The sequence below is a fragment of the Lonsdalea quercina genome, assembly GCF_900107885.1.
Classification (GTDB): domain Bacteria; phylum Pseudomonadota; class Gammaproteobacteria; order Enterobacterales; family Enterobacteriaceae; genus Lonsdalea; species Lonsdalea quercina.
Genome location: NZ_FNQS01000005.1, coordinates 58,350 through 75,443 on the forward strand (window position 1 = coordinate 58,350; position 17,094 = coordinate 75,443).

The 17,094-nt window shown below is 52.8% G+C and carries 11 protein-coding genes; 5 read left to right on the forward strand and 6 right to left on the reverse strand.

Features of this window, described 5'->3' with window-relative positions; genetic code table 11:
- The first annotated feature begins 61 nt into the window (after positions 1 to 61).
- From ycaO to pflA, 4 genes are all read left to right on the forward strand, one after another.
- Entirely contained in the window at positions 62 to 1,822 is a 1,761-nt protein-coding gene (gene ycaO / locus BLU64_RS08490) for a 30S ribosomal protein S12 methylthiotransferase accessory factor YcaO (protein ID WP_074728482.1), read from the forward strand.
- A 520-nt stretch (positions 1,823 to 2,342) separates the two neighbouring features.
- A complete protein-coding gene (focA, locus tag BLU64_RS08495; RefSeq protein ID WP_026743457.1) occupies positions 2,343 to 3,200 on the forward strand; it encodes a formate transporter FocA in 858 nt (285 codons plus the stop codon).
- Between the two features lie 56 nt (positions 3,201 to 3,256).
- Entirely contained in the window at positions 3,257 to 5,545 is a 2,289-nt protein-coding gene (pflB, locus tag BLU64_RS08500) for a formate C-acetyltransferase (protein WP_026743456.1), read from the forward strand.
- 234 nt (positions 5,546 to 5,779) lie between these two features.
- Positions 5,780 to 6,520, forward strand: coding sequence for a pyruvate formate lyase 1-activating protein (gene pflA / locus BLU64_RS08505; RefSeq protein WP_026743455.1), 741 nt, complete (start codon positions 5,780 to 5,782; stop codon positions 6,518 to 6,520).
- A gap of 49 nt (positions 6,521 to 6,569) precedes the next feature.
- Here pflA and BLU64_RS08510 read toward each other — a convergent pair whose 3' ends face one another.
- The 6 genes from BLU64_RS08510 to lrp form a co-directional block, all read right to left on the reverse strand.
- The gene (locus BLU64_RS08510) at positions 6,570 to 7,724 is read right to left on the reverse strand and encodes an MFS transporter (RefSeq protein ID WP_026743454.1); all 1,155 of its coding nucleotides are present in this window, start codon (positions 7,722 to 7,724) and stop codon (positions 6,570 to 6,572) included.
- A 302-nt stretch (positions 7,725 to 8,026) separates the two neighbouring features.
- Entirely contained in the window at positions 8,027 to 9,322 is a 1,296-nt protein-coding gene (gene serS, locus BLU64_RS08515; RefSeq protein WP_074728398.1) for a serine--tRNA ligase, read from the reverse strand.
- Positions 9,323 to 9,425: 103 nt separating this feature from the next.
- Positions 9,426 to 10,769 (reverse strand): replication-associated recombination protein A, encoded by a 1,344-nt coding sequence (locus BLU64_RS08520; RefSeq protein ID WP_036153268.1) that lies wholly within the window; start codon positions 10,767 to 10,769, stop codon positions 9,426 to 9,428.
- Positions 10,770 to 10,776: 7 nt separating this feature from the next.
- Entirely contained in the window at positions 10,777 to 11,388 is a 612-nt protein-coding gene (gene lolA, locus BLU64_RS08525) for an outer membrane lipoprotein periplasmic chaperone LolA (RefSeq protein ID WP_026743451.1), read from the reverse strand.
- A gap of 172 nt (positions 11,389 to 11,560) precedes the next feature.
- Positions 11,561 to 14,854 (reverse strand): DNA translocase FtsK 4TM domain-containing protein, encoded by a 3,294-nt coding sequence (locus BLU64_RS08530; RefSeq protein WP_074728400.1) that lies wholly within the window; start codon positions 14,852 to 14,854, stop codon positions 11,561 to 11,563.
- Between the two features lie 117 nt (positions 14,855 to 14,971).
- The gene (gene lrp, locus BLU64_RS08535; protein WP_011094192.1) at positions 14,972 to 15,466 is read right to left on the reverse strand and encodes a leucine-responsive transcriptional regulator Lrp; all 495 of its coding nucleotides are present in this window, start codon (positions 15,464 to 15,466) and stop codon (positions 14,972 to 14,974) included.
- Between the two features lie 521 nt (positions 15,467 to 15,987).
- Here lrp and trxB point away from each other — a divergent pair.
- Positions 15,988 to 16,947, forward strand: coding sequence for a thioredoxin-disulfide reductase (gene trxB / locus BLU64_RS08540; protein WP_026743449.1), 960 nt, complete (start codon positions 15,988 to 15,990; stop codon positions 16,945 to 16,947).
- The last annotated feature ends 147 nt before the right edge of the window (positions 16,948 to 17,094 follow it).

Here is a 17,094-nt window from a genome sequence, read left to right on the forward strand (position 1 = left end):
GAGTCGGCGCATAAAAGGCCGTATCATGCCTTTTTTGCAAAAAAACAACCGAGTGAGCAACATGACCCAAACGTTTATCCCAGGCAAAGACGCCGCCCTGGAAGACTCCATCGCCCGTTTTCAACAGCAGCTCCAAGACCTGGGGTTCAATATCGAAGAAGCTTCTTGGCTGAATCCGGTGCCTAACGTCTGGTCTGTCCATATCCGCGACCGTGATTGCGCGTTATGTTTTACCAACGGTAAAGGCTCAACGAAAAAAGCGGCGTTGGCTTCCGCGCTTGGCGAGTATTTCGAGCGTCTGTCCACCAACTATTTCTTCGCCGATTTCTATCTGGGCCAAACCCTCGCTCACGGTGACTTCGTCCATTATCCGGACGAAAAATGGTTCGCCCTGCCAGAGGACGATACGCTGCCCGACGGCATCCTCGACGAGCGGCTGCACGCTTTCTACAATCCTGAACAGGAACTGGCCGCGAGCGACCTTATCGATCTGCAGTCCGGCAACGCCGAACGCGGTATCTGCGCGCTGCCTTTCACGCGCCAGTCCGATCTTCAGACGGTTTATATTCCGGTCAACATTATCGGCAATCTGTATGTTTCCAACGGGATGTCTGCTGGCAACAGCGCTAACGAAGCGCGCGTTCAGGGACTTTCCGAAGTGTTCGAGCGCTATGTTAAGAACAAAATCATCGCGGAAGCCATTAGCCTGCCGAAAATTCCGGCGGATGTGCTGTCCCGCTATCCCGGCGTTGTCGAAGCCATCACCACGTTAGAGCAGGAAGGTTTCCCGATTTTCGCCTTTGACGCCTCTCTGGGCGGAAAATACCCGGTGATCTGCGTGGTGTTGTTCAACCCGGCCAACGGCACCTGCTTCGCTTCGTTCGGCGCGCACCCTAACTTCGGCGTCGCGCTGGAGCGCACTGTGACGGAGCTGTTGCAGGGACGCGGGTTGAAAGATCTGGATGTCTTTACCCCGCCGACGTTCGACAATGATGAAGTCGCCGAGCACACAAACCTGGAGACGCACTTCATCGACTCCAGCGGTTTGATCTCCTGGGATCTCTTTAAAGACGAGTCCGATTACGCCTTTAGCGACTGGGATTTCAGCGGTACGACCGAGCAGGAATTGGCGACGCTGATGGACATCTTCCGGACGGAAGACGCAGAGGTGTATATCGCTGATTATGAGCATCTCTCCGTTTACGCCTGCCGTATTTTGGTACCCGGCATCTCAGATATTTATCCCGCCGAAGACCTCCTGCTGGCCAATAACAGCATGGGCGCGCATTTGCGCGAGACCTTACTGACTTTGCCTGACAGTCAATTAGAACAGGAAGAGTATCTGGGGCTGCTGCAACAACTCGACGACGAAGGGCTGGACGACTTCACCCGCGTACGCGAACTGTTAGGTATCGCGACCGGCAAAGATAACGGCTGGTTCACGCTGCGAATCGGAGAACTTAAATCCATGCTCGCGCTGGCGGGCGGCGATCTGGAACAGGCGCTAAACTGGGTCGAATGGTCACGGGATTTCAACCAGTCTGTCTTCAGCCAGGAACACAGCAACTATTATCGCTGCCTGCAAACCCTCTTGGAACTAGCGCTGGAACCGGAAAGAGAGGCGGCACAGTATTACGATGCGTTAGTTAAGATGTACGGCCAGAATACTGTTGAAGATGCCAGCGCGGCCATCGCGGGCGAATCCTGCTTCTATAAGCTTTTCTCTGTCGATGCCTCTCTGACCGCTTTGCCAGCTCATCAGTCTCTGCTGGCGGCCTATGAAAAGCTGCAACAGGCCAAACGTAAACACTGGCAGTCTTAACCGTCCTATCAGTACGGCAAGCTTATGCTTGCCGTGTCTCAACATGATCCCGTTTTTTATTAGTTGGGTATATATTTACACTCTGATGGATTCCCATTGCTGCAACAATGCTTTACACTCCCCGCGGCTGTTCACCCCGGTTTCCGTTTTTCATCAGTCAATATTATTTTTGATTGAGCTAGGGTTATTTTTTTCTAACACCTTAATTTAATTATGGATATTATTTTCGATGTTACTGGTTGGTTAAATTTCGACTGATGGCGATGAACTTAACCGCTATAATTACGATATAAGCGCGGTTTTTTAATAAAAAACACCTATTTCAATGTATCCGATTAAACGTTTTTTATATTTTTTAAAAAATATTTTTTCGTTAAAAATCATTCGGTTAACCTAAATTTCATCGCATAACAGACGGTCCAATACCCACCAAGTACCCGCCGTTATGATCCATATCAAATTTCGCATTAATATGCTTTGTTAATATCACTGCGCTGATAAACTTTAAGAGAGAGTTAGTGTGAAAGCTGACAACCCCTTTACTCTGCTACTACCGACAGCAATGGCAAAAGTTGCTGAAGATGCAGGTGTCTATAAAGCGACAAAAAAACCGCTTACTACATTTTCCCTCGCGATATGTGCGGGAGTTTTCATCTCCATCGCATTTGTTTTCTACATCACTGCCACGACCGGGTCAGCCACTATGCCTTTCGGCATGGCCAAGCTGATCGGCGGTATCTGCTTTTCTCTAGGGCTGATGCTAGTGGTGGTCTGCGGCGCAGATTTGTTTACGTCCACCGTGTTGATTCTTGTGGCTAAGGCCAGCGACCGCATTACTTGGCGTCAGTTAAGCTGTAACTGGGTGAACGTTTATTTTGGGAACCTGGTGGGAGCGCTGATCTTTGTTGCGCTGATTTGGTTCTCGGGCGAACACACGGTCGCTAACGGCGCATGGGGCTTGAATGTTCTGCAGACAGCGAATCACAAGCTGGAGCATACGTTCACTGAAGCGCTGAGCCTCGGCATTCTGGCAAATCTGATGGTCTGTCTGGCCGTCTGGATGAGTTACTCCGGCCGTACCCTGCTCGACAAATGTCTGGTCATGGTTTTGCCGGTAGCCATGTTCGTGGCCAGCGGCTTTGAGCATAGCATTGCAAACATGTTCATGATTCCCATGGGAATTGTGATTAAAAACTTCGCTTCGGAAGAGTTCTGGCATGCCATTGGGATGGCGCCGAGCCAATTCGAACACCTGACCATCCACAATTTTATTGTCGATAACCTGATCCCGGTCACTATCGGCAACATCATTGGGGGCGGGTTGTTGGTAGGCTTAACTTATTGGGTTATTTATTTGCGCGGTGGAGACAAGCACTAGGGTGTTATCGGCCGCAACATCGGGTTTTAAAAATCCATACAAAAGGTAGGTGTAAAATGACCGATCTGAATGAAAAATTAGCCAATGCATGGCATGGTTTTAGCAAAGGTGAATGGCAGAATGAAGTCAATGTTCGCGACTTCATCCAGAAAAACTACACGCCGTATGAAGGCGATGAGTCTTTCCTGGCGGGCGCTACTCCTGCGACCAGCGCGCTGTGGGATAAAGTCATGGAAGGCATCAAACAGGAAAACCGCACTCATGCGCCTGTTGATTTCGATACCGATCTTGCTGCCACTATCACCTCACATGACGCGGGCTACATCGATAGCAAGCTTGAAAAAGTGGTTGGTCTGCAGACTGATGCTCCGTTGAAACGCGCACTTATCCCCTTCGGCGGCATTAAGATGGTTGAAGGTTCTTGCAAGGCATACAACCGCGAGCTGGATCCGGAACTGAAAAAAATCTTCACCGAATACCGTAAAACGCACAACCAGGGCGTGTTTGACGTTTATACCCCGGACATCCTGCGTTGCCGTAAATCCGGTGTTCTGACCGGTCTGCCGGATGCGTATGGCCGTGGCCGTATCATCGGTGACTACCGTCGCGTTGCGCTGTACGGTATCGACTACCTGATGAAAGAGAAATTCGCACAGTTCAGCTCTCTGCAGAGCAAACTGGAAAACGGCGAAGATCTGGAATCAACTATCCGTCTGCGTGAAGAAATCGCTGAACAGCATCGCGCTCTGGGACAGATCAAAGAAATGGCAGCCAAATATGGTTGTGATATCTCTGCTCCGGCAACGACCGCTCAGGAAGCCGTACAGTGGACCTACTTCGGTTACCTGGCTGCCGTTAAGTCTCAGAACGGCGCCGCGATGTCCTTCGGTCGTGTTTCTACCTTCCTGGATATCTTCATCGAACGCGACCTCAAAGCGGGCAAAATCACCGAACAGGACGCTCAGGAACTGATCGACCATCTGGTCATGAAACTGCGTATGGTTCGCTTCCTGCGTACCCCTGAATACGATGAGCTGTTCTCCGGCGACCCGATTTGGGCAACGGAATCTCTGGCCGGTATGGGCCTGGATGGCCGTACGCTGGTCACCAAAACCAGCTTCCGTTTCCTGAACACCCTCTACACCATGGGGCCGTCTCCGGAACCGAACATGACCATCCTGTGGTCTGAAAAACTGCCGTCAAACTTCAAAAAATACGCGGCTAAAGTCTCCATCGATACCTCTTCTCTGCAGTACGAGAATGATGATCTGATGCGCCCTGACTTTAACAATGACGACTACGCCATCGCCTGTTGCGTTAGCCCGATGGTTGTGGGCAAACAGATGCAGTTCTTCGGCGCGCGCGCCAACCTGGCGAAAACCATGCTGTATGCCATCAACGGTGGTATGGACGAAAAAATGAAGATGCAGGTTGGCCCGAAATCTGCACCGATCATGAGCGAAACCCTGAACTTCGACGAAGTCATGGAACGCATGGATCACTTCATGGACTGGCTGGCTAAACAGTACGTCACCGCGCTGAATATCATTCACTATATGCATGACAAGTACAGCTACGAAGCCTCTCTGATGGCGCTGCACGACCGTGATGTATATCGCACCATGGCATGCGGCATCGCCGGTCTGTCTGTTGCGGCTGACTCCCTGTCCGCTATCAAATACGCCAAAGTAAAACCTGTCCGTGACGAAGACGGCCTGGCTATCGACTTTGACATTGAAGGCGAATACCCGCAGTTCGGTAACAACGATCCGCGCGTAGACGACCTGGCCTGTGACCTGGTTGAACGCTTCATGAAGAAAATTCAGAAGCTGAACACTTACCGCGGCGCCGTCCCGACTCAGTCCGTACTGACCATCACCTCCAACGTGGTATACGGTAAGAAAACGGGTAACACGCCGGATGGTCGTCGCGCTGGCGCCCCATTTGGACCAGGTGCTAACCCGATGCACGGTCGTGACCAAAAAGGGGCTGTCGCTTCTCTGACTTCTGTCGCCAAACTGCCGTTCGCTTACGCTAAAGATGGTATCTCCTATACCTTCTCTATCGTGCCGAACGCTCTGGGTAAAGACGACGATGTTCGTAAAGCCAATCTGGCAGGCCTGATGGACGGTTACTTCCACCACGAAGCATCCAACAACGTAGAAGGTGGTCAGCACCTGAACGTGAACGTGATGAACCGTGAAATGTTGCTCGACGCTATGGAAAACCCGGAAAAATATCCGCAGTTGACCATCCGCGTCTCTGGTTACGCAGTGCGCTTTAACTCGCTGACCAAAGAACAGCAGCAGGACGTGATTACGCGTACTTTCACGCAGTCCATCTAATTATCATGTCTGCCTGGAAAGGCGTAAAATAAAGGCTCCACTCTGTGGGGCCTTTTTTCACCGCTTCGCCGGAGTATTCCGAGCCTGTTTTGTCAGCCCGCTGTGACCGTTTACCAGGGAGGGCTGCCAAAACAGATTCGACGCAGCGTCATCATGATGTATTCCATGCACAATGACGTCATTCTGCGCCCCAGCTGGCCGCTATTGTTCGGCCCAACCCGGAGAAACCTCGCAATGTCAGTAATTGGTCGTATTCACTCTTTCGAATCCTGTGGAACCGTCGACGGTCCAGGCATTCGCTTCATCGTCTTCTTCCAGGGATGTTTGATGCGCTGTCTCTACTGCCACAACCGTGACACCTGGGATACTCACGGCGGTAAAGAGATTACGGTAGAAGAACTGATGAAAGAGGTGGTCACCTATCGTCATTACATGAATGCTTCCGGCGGCGGCGTGACGGCCTCCGGTGGTGAAGCTATTCTGCAAGCGGAATTCGTTCGCGATTGGTTTCGCGCCTGTCAGGAACAGGGTATTAACACCTGTCTTGATACCAATGGATTTGTTCGTCGTTACGATCCGGTTATTGACGAACTGCTGGATGCCACCGATTTGGTGATGCTGGACTTGAAACAGCTTGACGATACCATCCACCAAAATCTGGTCGGCGTTTCCAATCATCGTACGCTGGAATTCGCACGCTACCTCGCCAAACGTAACCAGAGAACATGGATTCGATATGTGGTCGTGCCCGGTTGGTCCGATGACGATAAGTCAGCACATATGCTGGGAGAATTCACCCAAGAAATGGGTAATATCGAGAAGATTGAACTCCTGCCCTACCACGAACTAGGTAAACACAAATGGGTCGCTATGGGTGAGGAATACCAATTGGATGGCGTTAAACCACCGAAGGCGGAAACGATGAACCGCGTTAAATCCATTCTTGAAAGCTACGGTCATCACGTCGTTTATTAAACAGTCGTCACAAGCCGGTCTGCGTATGACCGGCTCAATGAATAATCCGTCAGGCCGCTGCCAGCGGATTGGGGTGTTGATGATTGGCCTTTTTCAGCAGCATGACGAGATAACAGAAAGCAATGGCGCCAATGAGGACGAAAAGCAATTTGTCGGAGTATGACTGCATCAACATTGCCGCCAAACTCGGTCCCGTCAGGCTGCCTATCGTGTAACTCAACAACAAAGCCTGATTCATCGCTACCAACTCTCCCGCCGCCACTTTCTCGCAGGCCCAGGACATAGCCACGGGATAGAGCGTAAATGCCGCGCAACCCAAAATGAATAACGCCGGCACCATCGCATAGCGACTGAAGCCTAGCATCATGATACAGCCGATGATCACCGCGAACACCAGCACTCTCAGCACCATCAGACGACCATAGCGGTCCGCCATTTTGCCTACCGGCCATTGTCCAAAAATACCGGCGCTAATCAGCAATGCCATCCAGTAACCGACCTGAGCGTCACTCATCCCCTGATGGGCAAGATAAAGCGGCATCAGACCATACATCGATCCCAAGATGATACCGGAAATCACACAGCCGTTAATGCCTAAACGGGCCGTACGGTAACGTAACATCTGCCAAACATTCACCTTATGCGTCATGATTTGTGGCGGGGAAAGGCGGGCAAACAGCATCGGTAATACGCTGAGTACGACCAGCGTCACAGCCCACGGCAAGACGCTGAACACATCGGTTCGGACCATGCTCAGCAAGAGTTGACCCACGACGCTCCCCAGATAGTACGCCATCATGTACGCCGCCAGCAGTTGCCCACGATGAGTGGCGTGACCGCTACAAAGCAGCGCGCTTTCCGCGACAACCCATATTAACGCGCAGCCTACGCCAGCAACCAGGCGCCATACTAACCAACTCCAGAAATCGACAGACAACGCCAGAGCCGCGGTGGCGATTGCCAGCAGAATAGCCGCAAGGTAGTAGGAACGATTGAATCCTAAACGGTGGATCAAGGCTCCAGCCAACAACGTACCAATCAGGTTGCCACTGAAGTAAGAGGACCCCACTAGCCCGACTTGCCATACAGACAGCTGTTGAGCATTCAACCAAAGGGGAACGAGCGTATTGAGCACAGCAATGCAGACCGTTAGCAGCAGGAGACCGCTAAGCAGCAAAATGACCGGGCGTGTATAGGTGAACATGGGTCGATGACCATGAGAGAAGATATTTTGCGCGCATCATGCCACCAGCAAAGTTAAAGTCAATCTGTGTTAAGTGAGTGACAGCACGATTTGTTCATGCTGTTAACAGAGGGTGTCTCAATCACATTCGATCGCATCTCGGCTGGCTGCAAATTTAACGATGACCGCTTTTCACCCATGACCGTTTAACGCCACATGGAATTTATGGGTGACTGCGGCCCTTCCTCACACGGTGTTTAGAGAGCGAAAGTTCAGGCATAAAAAAAGCGCCCCCTAAGGGCGCTTCTCTGGGCTTGAATCGCTTAGCCAATAAACTCCAGTCCGTTCATATAAGGACGGAGTACTTCCGGCACTTCTATACGGCCATCAGCCTGCTGATAGTTTTCCATCACGGCGACAAGCGCACGCCCTACAGCCAGACCAGAACCGTTGAGTGTGTGTACCAGACGGGGTTTCTTCTCCCCCTTGTTTCGGCAGCGAGCCTGCATGCGACGCGCCTGGAAATCCCACATATTAGAGCACGAAGAGATTTCACGATAGGTGTTCTGCGCAGGAAGCCATACTTCCAGATCATAGGTTTTGCACGAGCCAAAGCCCATATCGCCCGTGCATAGCAGTACTTTACGATAAGGCAGTTTTAGTAGCTGCAGAATTTTTTCCGCGTGTCCGGTCAACTCTTCCAGCGCCTGCATTGAGTCTTCAGGACGTACAATCTGCACCATTTCGACTTTATCGAACTGATGAACGCGAATCAGACCGCGAGTATCGCGACCATAGGATCCCGCTTCAGAGCGGAAGCACGGCGTATGTGCCGTCATTTTGATCGGCAAGGACTCTTCGTCCAGGATTTCATTACGCACCAGATTGGTCAGCGGCACCTCCGCCGTCGGGATCAAGGCATAATTGCTGCTGTCCGCTTCTTCAGACAACGGTTTGGTATGGAAAAGATCTTCACCAAACTTCGGCAGCTGGCCGGTACCATACAGAGAGTCCTGGTTAACCAGATACGGGACATAGGCTTCTACATAACCATGTTGCTCGGTATGCTGGTCCAGCATGAATTGAGCCAGCGCACGGTGCATGCGCGCAATTTGTCCACGCATTACGGAAAAGCGTGAACCGGTCAGCTTTACGCCGTCGGCCATACTCAAGCCATTGTTTAACTCGCCCAGATCGACGTGATCGCGGGGTTCAAAATCCAACTGTCGCGGCTCGCCCCAGCGGCTGATTTCCTGATTTTCGGTCTCGTCTTTGCCCAACGGCACGCAGTCATCAGGCAGATTAGGGATCGTCAAAGACAGGTCGCGAATCGCGTTTTGAAGTTGTTCGAGTTCTTTCTTCGCAGATTCCAGCTTCTCACCCAATGCGTTAACTTCACGGCGCAGCGGTTCAATGTCTTCGCCACGTGCTTTGGCCGCGCCGATCTCTTTCGATCGGGAGTTACGTTCTGCCAGCAAACTTTCTGTTTCGACCTGTAGAACCTTGCGACGCGCTTCCTGTTCACGCAGCGCCTCAACGTCCAGTTTGAAACCTCGGCGAGCCAATAGTTTTTCGGCAACTGCGTCTAGCTCATTACGCAGTAAATTGGGATCAAGCATGCTAGTCCTGTGCTTTTTTATGGATGAAATAAATATAACAGCGGGCCTGCGAAGGCCCCTGTAGCAGAAAAACATCGGCGATAACCTTACCGCAACGGGTAGGCTAGCGGTAGCGTTTTGTCGGGCTATTTTGATCCTGAGAGGCTAGCCAGGCGAGCTTTTCACCGATCTTTCCCTCTAAGCCGCGCGAGGTTGGATGATAATATTGCGTAGTCGCCATTTCCGAGGGGAAATAGTTCTCGCCAGCCGCATATCCATTGGGTTCATCATGTGCGTAACGATACTCGACACCTAGCCCCATCTCTTTCATGAGCGCGGTAGGCGCATTGCGTAAATGGTCAGGCACATCGAAATCCGGCTTTTCACGGGCATCGCGCATCGCCGCCTTGAATGCCGTATAGACGGCATTGCTTTTCGGTGCGCAGGCCAAATAGACGATAGCCTGAGCAATCGCCCTCTCCCCTTCGGCCGGCCCCACGCGTGTAAAGCAGTCCCACGCGGCAATTGCGACCTGCATACCGCGAGGGTCGGCATTACCCACATCTTCAGATGCAATCGCCAGCAAACGCCGGGCGACATACAGCGGGTCGCCGCCTGCGGTGATAATACGTGCGTACCAGTAGAGTGCCGCATCCGGTGCAGACCCGCGCACTGATTTATGCAAGGCAGAGATCAGGTCGTAATAGCGGTCGCCTTTGTTATCAAAACGGGCGCTGCGTTCACCGGCGACCTCGTTAAGCAAATCGGGTGTCAGATGACGCTCACCGGCGGCGTCGACTTCCGCCATGTCCGACATCATTTCCAGCAAATTTAAAGCGCGCCGAGCATCTCCGTTCACCAGTTCAGACAGCAGGCGTCGCGTCTCGTCCGGCAAGACGATCTGCTGTTTTCCCAGTCCTCGCTCGCCATCCTGCAGCGCTTGCGTCAAGACCAGTTCGATATCCTCCGCTGTCAGCGCTTTCAATAAATAGACGCGGGCGCGGGATAACAATGCCGAATTCAGCTCGAACGAGGGGTTCTCCGTGGTCGCGCCGATGAAGGTGATCGTGCCGTCTTCGATATGAGGGAGAAAAGCGTCCTGTTGGCTTTTATTAAACCGGTGCACTTCGTCCACAAACAAAATGGTGCGGCGTCCAGCCTCACGATTATGCCGCGCGCGCTCTATCGCTTCGCGAATTTCCTTGATGCCTGACGTCACTGCCGAAATACGCTCTACATCGGCATCTCCATAACGACCGATTAATTCCGCCAGCGTGGTTTTTCCTGTTCCCGGAGGGCCCCACAGAATCATCGAATGAAGCTGTCCGGACTCAATCGCGCGCGGCAACGGTTTGCCCGGCCCGAGTAAATGTTGCTGGCCGATATACTGCGCTAACGTGGCTGGCCGCATACGCGCGGCCAGAGGCTGGAATTCATTCTGGGAAAAGTCGAGTGACAGATTACTCACAGACGCCTCACTGACGTTGGTCGTCCACCGCAACCCCTTTGGGCGGTGTGAAAGTGAATTTTGCCGCGTCTACCGCTCCGTTTTGCTGATCTTTGAGGACATAGCTACTGCGCTGACCGTCCTGTTCGGTGGCGGTAAAACCTTTGATAGTGCCATTGCTGGTGACGCTGATAGAGAATTGGCGAAGATTGCCACTGGCAGACTTCGGCATTAGCTCAAAGTCATCGCCTTTCTGCGTGACATGGTAATTTTTCCAATCGCTCGGGCTGTTACGCGTAATCAGGATGAACGGCGTATTCCCCGTTGCATCTTTCACCCAGGTTGCGGTGACTTGCTCAACGAACGGGTTATAGAACCACAATGTCTTGCCGTCGGAAATCAGTACGCTTTCATCAGGCGAAGTCGTTTTCCAATTGAACAGATTCGGACGTTGGACCCACAGTTCGCCTTCACCATCTTGCACCGCAGAACCATCATTGCCCGTCACCTTTTGAGAAAAGCTGGCATGGAAACTGTTAACTTTGCTCAGACGACTTTGCAAATCGCTGGAGGCGTCAGCATGAACGACGCCGGATACCATGCTCGACAGCAAACAACCGGTCATTAACCATTTTTTTATCATACAAAGATCCTTTTACTATCCTGATGGCATCGGTCAGCGGCTGTATCAGACAGCCGCCAAGTGTACTACTTAACTGTAGATCAGCCAGGTAAACCGAAACAGCCGTCGTTGTCTGTAATCTTGGGCTTTACGCATCTTTGCACAGACGACAGCCGTTCAAGTCCGAGTATTATTCCATGGGCGGAGGAGCGAGAACTTCGCGATTACCATTGTGCCCTGGGGAGCTGACAATGCCCTGCGCCTCCATCTGTTCAACAAGACGTGCCGCACGGTTGTAGCCTATGCGGAACTGACGCTGTACACCGGAAATCGACGCGCGGCGTTTTTCCACCACAAAGGCCGCCGCCTGGTCGAACAGCGGGTCAAGCTCTTCATCCCCATCCAGACCCAGATTGCCGCCTTCCCCCTCATCACCGCCTTTAACGATGCTGTCGATGTATTCAGGGCGACCGCGTGCTTTCCAGTCCTGGACGACGGCATGCACTTCCTGATCGCGAACAAATGCGCCATGCACACGCACGGGTATCGAAGAGTTAGGCGCCATATACAACATGTCGCCCATACCCAGCAGGGATTCCGCTCCGCCCTGATCGAGGATAGTTCTGGAGTCAATCTTGCTGGAAACGGTAAACGCGATACGCGTTGGAATGTTGGCCTTAATCAGGCCGGTGATGACATCCACCGACGGGCGCTGCGTCGCCAGCACCAAATGGATACCGGCGGCACGCGCCTTCTGCGCCAGACGCGCAATCAGCTCTTCCACTTTTTTACCCACGGCCATCATCAGGTCGGCGAATTCATCCACCATCACCACGATGTAAGGCAGTTTTTCCAGCATCGGCGGCTGTGTTTCCATGCTGTCGCCTGGCTTCCAGAATGGGTCGGGAATAGGACGCCCCATCGATTCGGCCTGCTCGACACGTTCGTTGTAACCGCTCAGGTTACGCACGCCCAACGCCGACATCAGTTTATAGCGCCGTTCCATTTCGCCGACGCACCAACGCAACGCGTTAGCCGCGTCTTTCATGTCCGTTACGACTTCAGTCAGCAGGTGCGGGATACCTTCGTAGACCGACAGCTCCAACATTTTTGGGTCGATCATGATGAAGCGAACATCTTTCGGCGATGCCTTGTACAACATACTGATAATCATGGCGTTTACGCCGACGGATTTACCGGAACCAGTCGTCCCCGCCACCAGCAAATGCGGCATTTTAGCCAAGTCGGCCACCACCGGCTGGCCCGCGATATCCTTGCCTAATACGACCGACAGCGGCGACGGATTATCGCGGAAACGGTCGCAATCCAGGACTTCCCGCAGGAATACGGTCTGGCGACGTTTGTTAGGCAACTCCAAACCAACGTAGGGTTTGCCGGGGATCACTTCGACAATTCGGACGGCCACCACAGAGAGTGAACGGGCCAAGTCCTTCGCAAGGTTAGAAATTCGAGCCGCTTTTACGCCAGGCGCCAGGTCCAGATCGAAACGCGTGATGACCGGTCCGGGATGATAATCCACGACCGTCGCCTTAACGCGATAATCCGCTAAACGCGCCTCAATGAGTCTTGCCGTCTGTTCCAGCGCGAAATCATCCACCGGGTCTTCATTGCCTGATGGTGGAGTCAGCAGGTCGAAAGAAGGGAACGGCGTGGTAGGTTTCTGTAACGGCTGGTCGTTACGCATCAGGAACGGGTGGATCAGGCTATCCATGATGGACGGAGATGAGTCGTCGTCCTTATCGTCCGCCGCAGCAGGCGCGGGTGTTGATGCCGCTGCCGCGGGCTGAACAGAAGGCGTAACCGCGCTTTGCGAAGCATGATGATCAATGGCAGCGGCCGCCTCTTCCTCAGGAGATAAAGTAAATATCGGCTCGCTTGGCGTATCGTCAACCAGGTCAGCCAGCGGAGAAATAGCGAAAACACTGTCTAACGGCGGAACACTCGTGGGGCGAGGCGATTGAGATGCTTGCGACGACGGCGCTCCCTGATCGGCGGAGTGCTCTTCCGGTCCATCGTTCAACGTGTCGTGACCGTAACGCTCCTGCTGCTGCTCCGCAAAGTCCTGAGCGAGCTGATGCAACAACGCATCGTCCTCTTGTTCTGCTTCGATACTCTCCACTGGCTCGTCGATGCCATTCGGCTGCGCTTGACGTTGAGCTTCTCGCTCCTGCTGTTCCGCAAGGCGCTGCGAAGGCAGCTTGATACCATATGATGCCAGCTCACGCCGCGTCGGAATACGCACAGGATTCGGACGCGGCAATTCCGGCCCGACCCCTTGCTTGATCTGCGGATTCATGTCATCCGCTGACAATGCCGGTGTAAACGGCAGCGAAGACGCCGCCTCAGTTGTCGATACCGTTGCCGCTGCTGTTGCCGCTACCGGCGTGACTGGCGTCGACGGCACGGGGGGCACCCGGTCGACTAAAGGAGTATGATGCGCCGGGTTTTCAGTCAAAGGCTCGGCAGCCGGAGATTCAGGCACGTCGAAAGAATACAGCGGAGGCACTTCACTTTTTTCCGTTTCACTGGCGAGCTTAGCCGTCTCTACGGTGACAACCTTCTGGCTGTCAATCGGGGTAGTTGGCACCGTGACGTTGTCATCGGGTGCCCCGGTCGCAGACAGGCCCTTCACAGCGTTCTCTAGCGCTGGCTCGGCAGAGGGTGTCGAAAGAGTCTGTTCTTCAACGGCGGTTGACTGAGCAGCAGGCATCGCAGGGGCAGCAAGCAGCACATCATCTTCATCCACAACTTGTTCGCGCGGCGCAGCTGAGGACGTCATTTCAGATTCATGCACCCTATCATGCGCGAGATCCCCTTCGTCGATTTTATCGATAAAGTCATCACGGCGTTCGCGGTTGGAGAAGAAGGTCAGGCAACCCATCACCGCAGCCCCTATCTTTTCCGCAATTGTCAGCCACGACCAGCCAGTGAACAGGGTCAGGCCAGCTGCCCATACGCACAGCAAAATCAACGTAGAGCCGATGCTGTTAAATCGTGGGATCATAGCACTGCTGAGCAAGCTGCCAAGCACGCCGCCGGAGGCAAAATAGTACAGATCGTCCACATTGACGGCGGCCAGACCACACGAGGTCAAGATGAGCGCCAGAGCGCCAATCAGACGTAGGGAGAAGGTGAAATAGTCGAGCGCATGCTGACGGTTTCGCTGACGAAAAATCAGCCAGCATAGCGAGATCATCACGGGGGGAATGGCATAAGCCAGTACGCCGAACACGAAAAATAGCGTATCGGCCATCCAGGCGCCAACGCCACCGCCCAGGTTGTGAATGGGTTCATGCCAGGCGGTCTGAGACCAGCTAGGATCGGAGGGGCTGAAGCTCAGCAGCGCAGCCGCCAGGTAACAGGCGAACAATCCTGCAACAACAAGCAACGCCTCAATTAAACGCCGCCCCGCGCTGAGTTTTTCCAGCGTAATTTCTTTATCTTCAGTGTATTCCTGGCTCAAGCGTTTCTCCAGGTTCCGGTAAGGGGGTCATGACAAAACGCCGAGAAAGTCCCGGCGCTATAGCTGTATAAATTCACAGGATTGTAGCTGAGTTTGCCGGGCTTTGCACCCATACTGTCAGCGGGTCTTGATGACCAGCCGGTTGCTCTGCTTAACTTCTTCCATCACCACATAGGTGCGCGTGTCGTTAACGCCAGGCAGACGCAGCAGCGTTTCCCCTAACAATTTACGGTAGGCAGACATGTCCGGCACGCGGGTTTTAAGCAAGTAGTCAAAATCCCCGGAAACCAAATGGCACTCCTGAATTTCTTCCAGCTTCTGTACCGCAGTATTGAACTGCTCAAATACATCCGGTGCGCCACGATTCAGCGTTATCTCCACGAACACCAAAAGCGAAGCATCCAAATAATGCGGATTGAGTAGCGCCGTATAACCATTGATGAATCCCTGTCGCTCCAGACGTCTTACGCGCTCCAGACACGGTGTGGGAGATAGACCTACCCGCTTAGAAAGCTCCACGTTAGAGATACGACCATCTTTTTGCAATTCGTTCAGGATATTGCGATCGATACGATCAAGATCTTTTCCCGGACGTTTTTTTGTGTCTACCATTATTATTGTCTCTCTTCACTCTTCCCTGCTCATCGCTCACTCCGGCCCACATCAATGTGCCAAAGTTGCCCCTAAAGAAGACCCCTGTCTCTCTTGTACATTAAAAGTCACGTCTTTTATTCCGCATTTCGCGTACGACAAACAGGTGCATGAGCTATGCTGTCGCCTGTCAATTTAACAATGCAAAAAACGGTTAAAAAGCCGAGCATTCAACTATTCATATACAAAAAATTTCCTCTTCATAGGATGTTTTCGCAAAAGCGCAGCCGATTGTCAAAGCAAAACAATTAAAACCAGAAGAAACTGCCAGATTCGAATCACTGAAACGCTGTCAGGCAGCGTTTTGAAGCTCATCGCCGACAGTATGTTACGGCGTTACATCCCAGTACCAGCCCCGTTTCACTTTTTTCAATGGTTGTTAACGATAAGATAAATAGTTAACAACATACCCTGACGCTTTTTTTAGGCCGGTAATTTCCTTACAATCGCTCCATCGTCCCTCCACAGGAGTTAAGGAACTCATGGGTACAGCCAAACATCGCAAACTGATAATTCTGGGCTCCGGCCCCGCCGGGTATACCGCTGCGGTCTATGCTGCGCGCGCCAACCTGAATCCGCTATTGATTACCGGGATGGAAAAAGGCGGTCAGTTGACCACCACGACGGAAGTGGAAAACTGGCCAGGCGATGCCGATAACCTGACTGGTCCGGCGCTAATGGAACGTATGCACGCCCATGCCGCCAAGTTTAATACGGAAATCGTCTTCGACCACATCAATCGCGTCGACCTACAGACACGTCCTTTCCGCCTGTTCGGCGACAGCGATGAGTACACCTGCGACGCTCTGATCATCGCGACAGGGGCGTCCGCACGTTATCTGGGTCTGCCGTCCGAAGAAGCGTTCAAGGGTAAAGGCGTTTCCGCCTGTGCGACCTGCGACGGGTTCTTTTATCGTAATCAGAAGGTCGCGGTCGTCGGCGGCGGCAACACGGCCGTAGAAGAAGCGCTGTATTTGTCCAATATCGCTTCCGAAGTTCACCTGATTCATCGCCGCGATACTTTCCGCTCTGAAAAAATTCTGATCGACCGGCTGAACGAGAAAGTCGCCAATGGCAACATCGTGCTCCACACCGACCGTACGCTAGATGAGGTGCTGGGCGACGAAATGGGCGTTACCGGCGTTCGTCTTCGCGATACCCACAGCGAAGCAACGGAAACTCTGGAAGTCGCCGGTGCCTTCATCGCCATCGGGCACAGCCCGAACACCGCTATTTTCGATAACCAGCTCGTACTGGAAAACGGCTATATCAAGGTGCAATCCGGCATTCACGGCAATGCGACGCAGACCAGCATTCCCGGCGTGTTTGCTGCGGGTGACGTCATGGATCATATCTACCGTCAGGCAATCACCTCTGCCGGTACGGGATGTATGGCAGCATTAGATGCCGAGCGCTATCTGGATGGTCTGGGCAATAGCTGAGCATCATCGTCTGAGGGAGTTTTCTCTCCCTCAGTCTTTTCTTTCACGAATTGTAAAAATTGATCGCCCACCCTTATTTTCCTCCTCTTTTCGTTTTCATGACCCCTTCGTCAGGGTAACATGACGCCAATCTGACCGAACGCCCTA

Bases quoted from the DNA above. Each gene is read 5' to 3' on its own strand.
- ycaO (WP_074728482.1), top strand. From the start codon at position 62: ATGACCCAAACGTTTATCCCAGGCAAAGACGCCGCCCTGGAAGACTCC.
- pflB (WP_026743456.1), top strand. From the start codon at position 3,257: ATGACCGATCTGAATGAAAAATTAGCCAATGCATGGCATGGTTTTAGC.
- pflA (WP_026743455.1), top strand. From the start codon at position 5,780: ATGTCAGTAATTGGTCGTATTCACTCTTTCGAATCCTGTGGAACCGTC.
- BLU64_RS08510 (WP_026743454.1), bottom strand. From the start codon at position 7,724: ATGTTCACCTATACACGCCCGGTCATTTTGCTGCTTAGCGGTCTCCTG.
- serS (WP_074728398.1), bottom strand. From the start codon at position 9,322: ATGCTTGATCCCAATTTACTGCGTAATGAGCTAGACGCAGTTGCCGAA.
- lrp (WP_011094192.1), bottom strand. From the start codon at position 15,466: ATGGTAGACACAAAAAAACGTCCGGGAAAAGATCTTGATCGTATCGAT.
- trxB (WP_026743449.1), top strand. From the start codon at position 15,988: ATGGGTACAGCCAAACATCGCAAACTGATAATTCTGGGCTCCGGCCCC.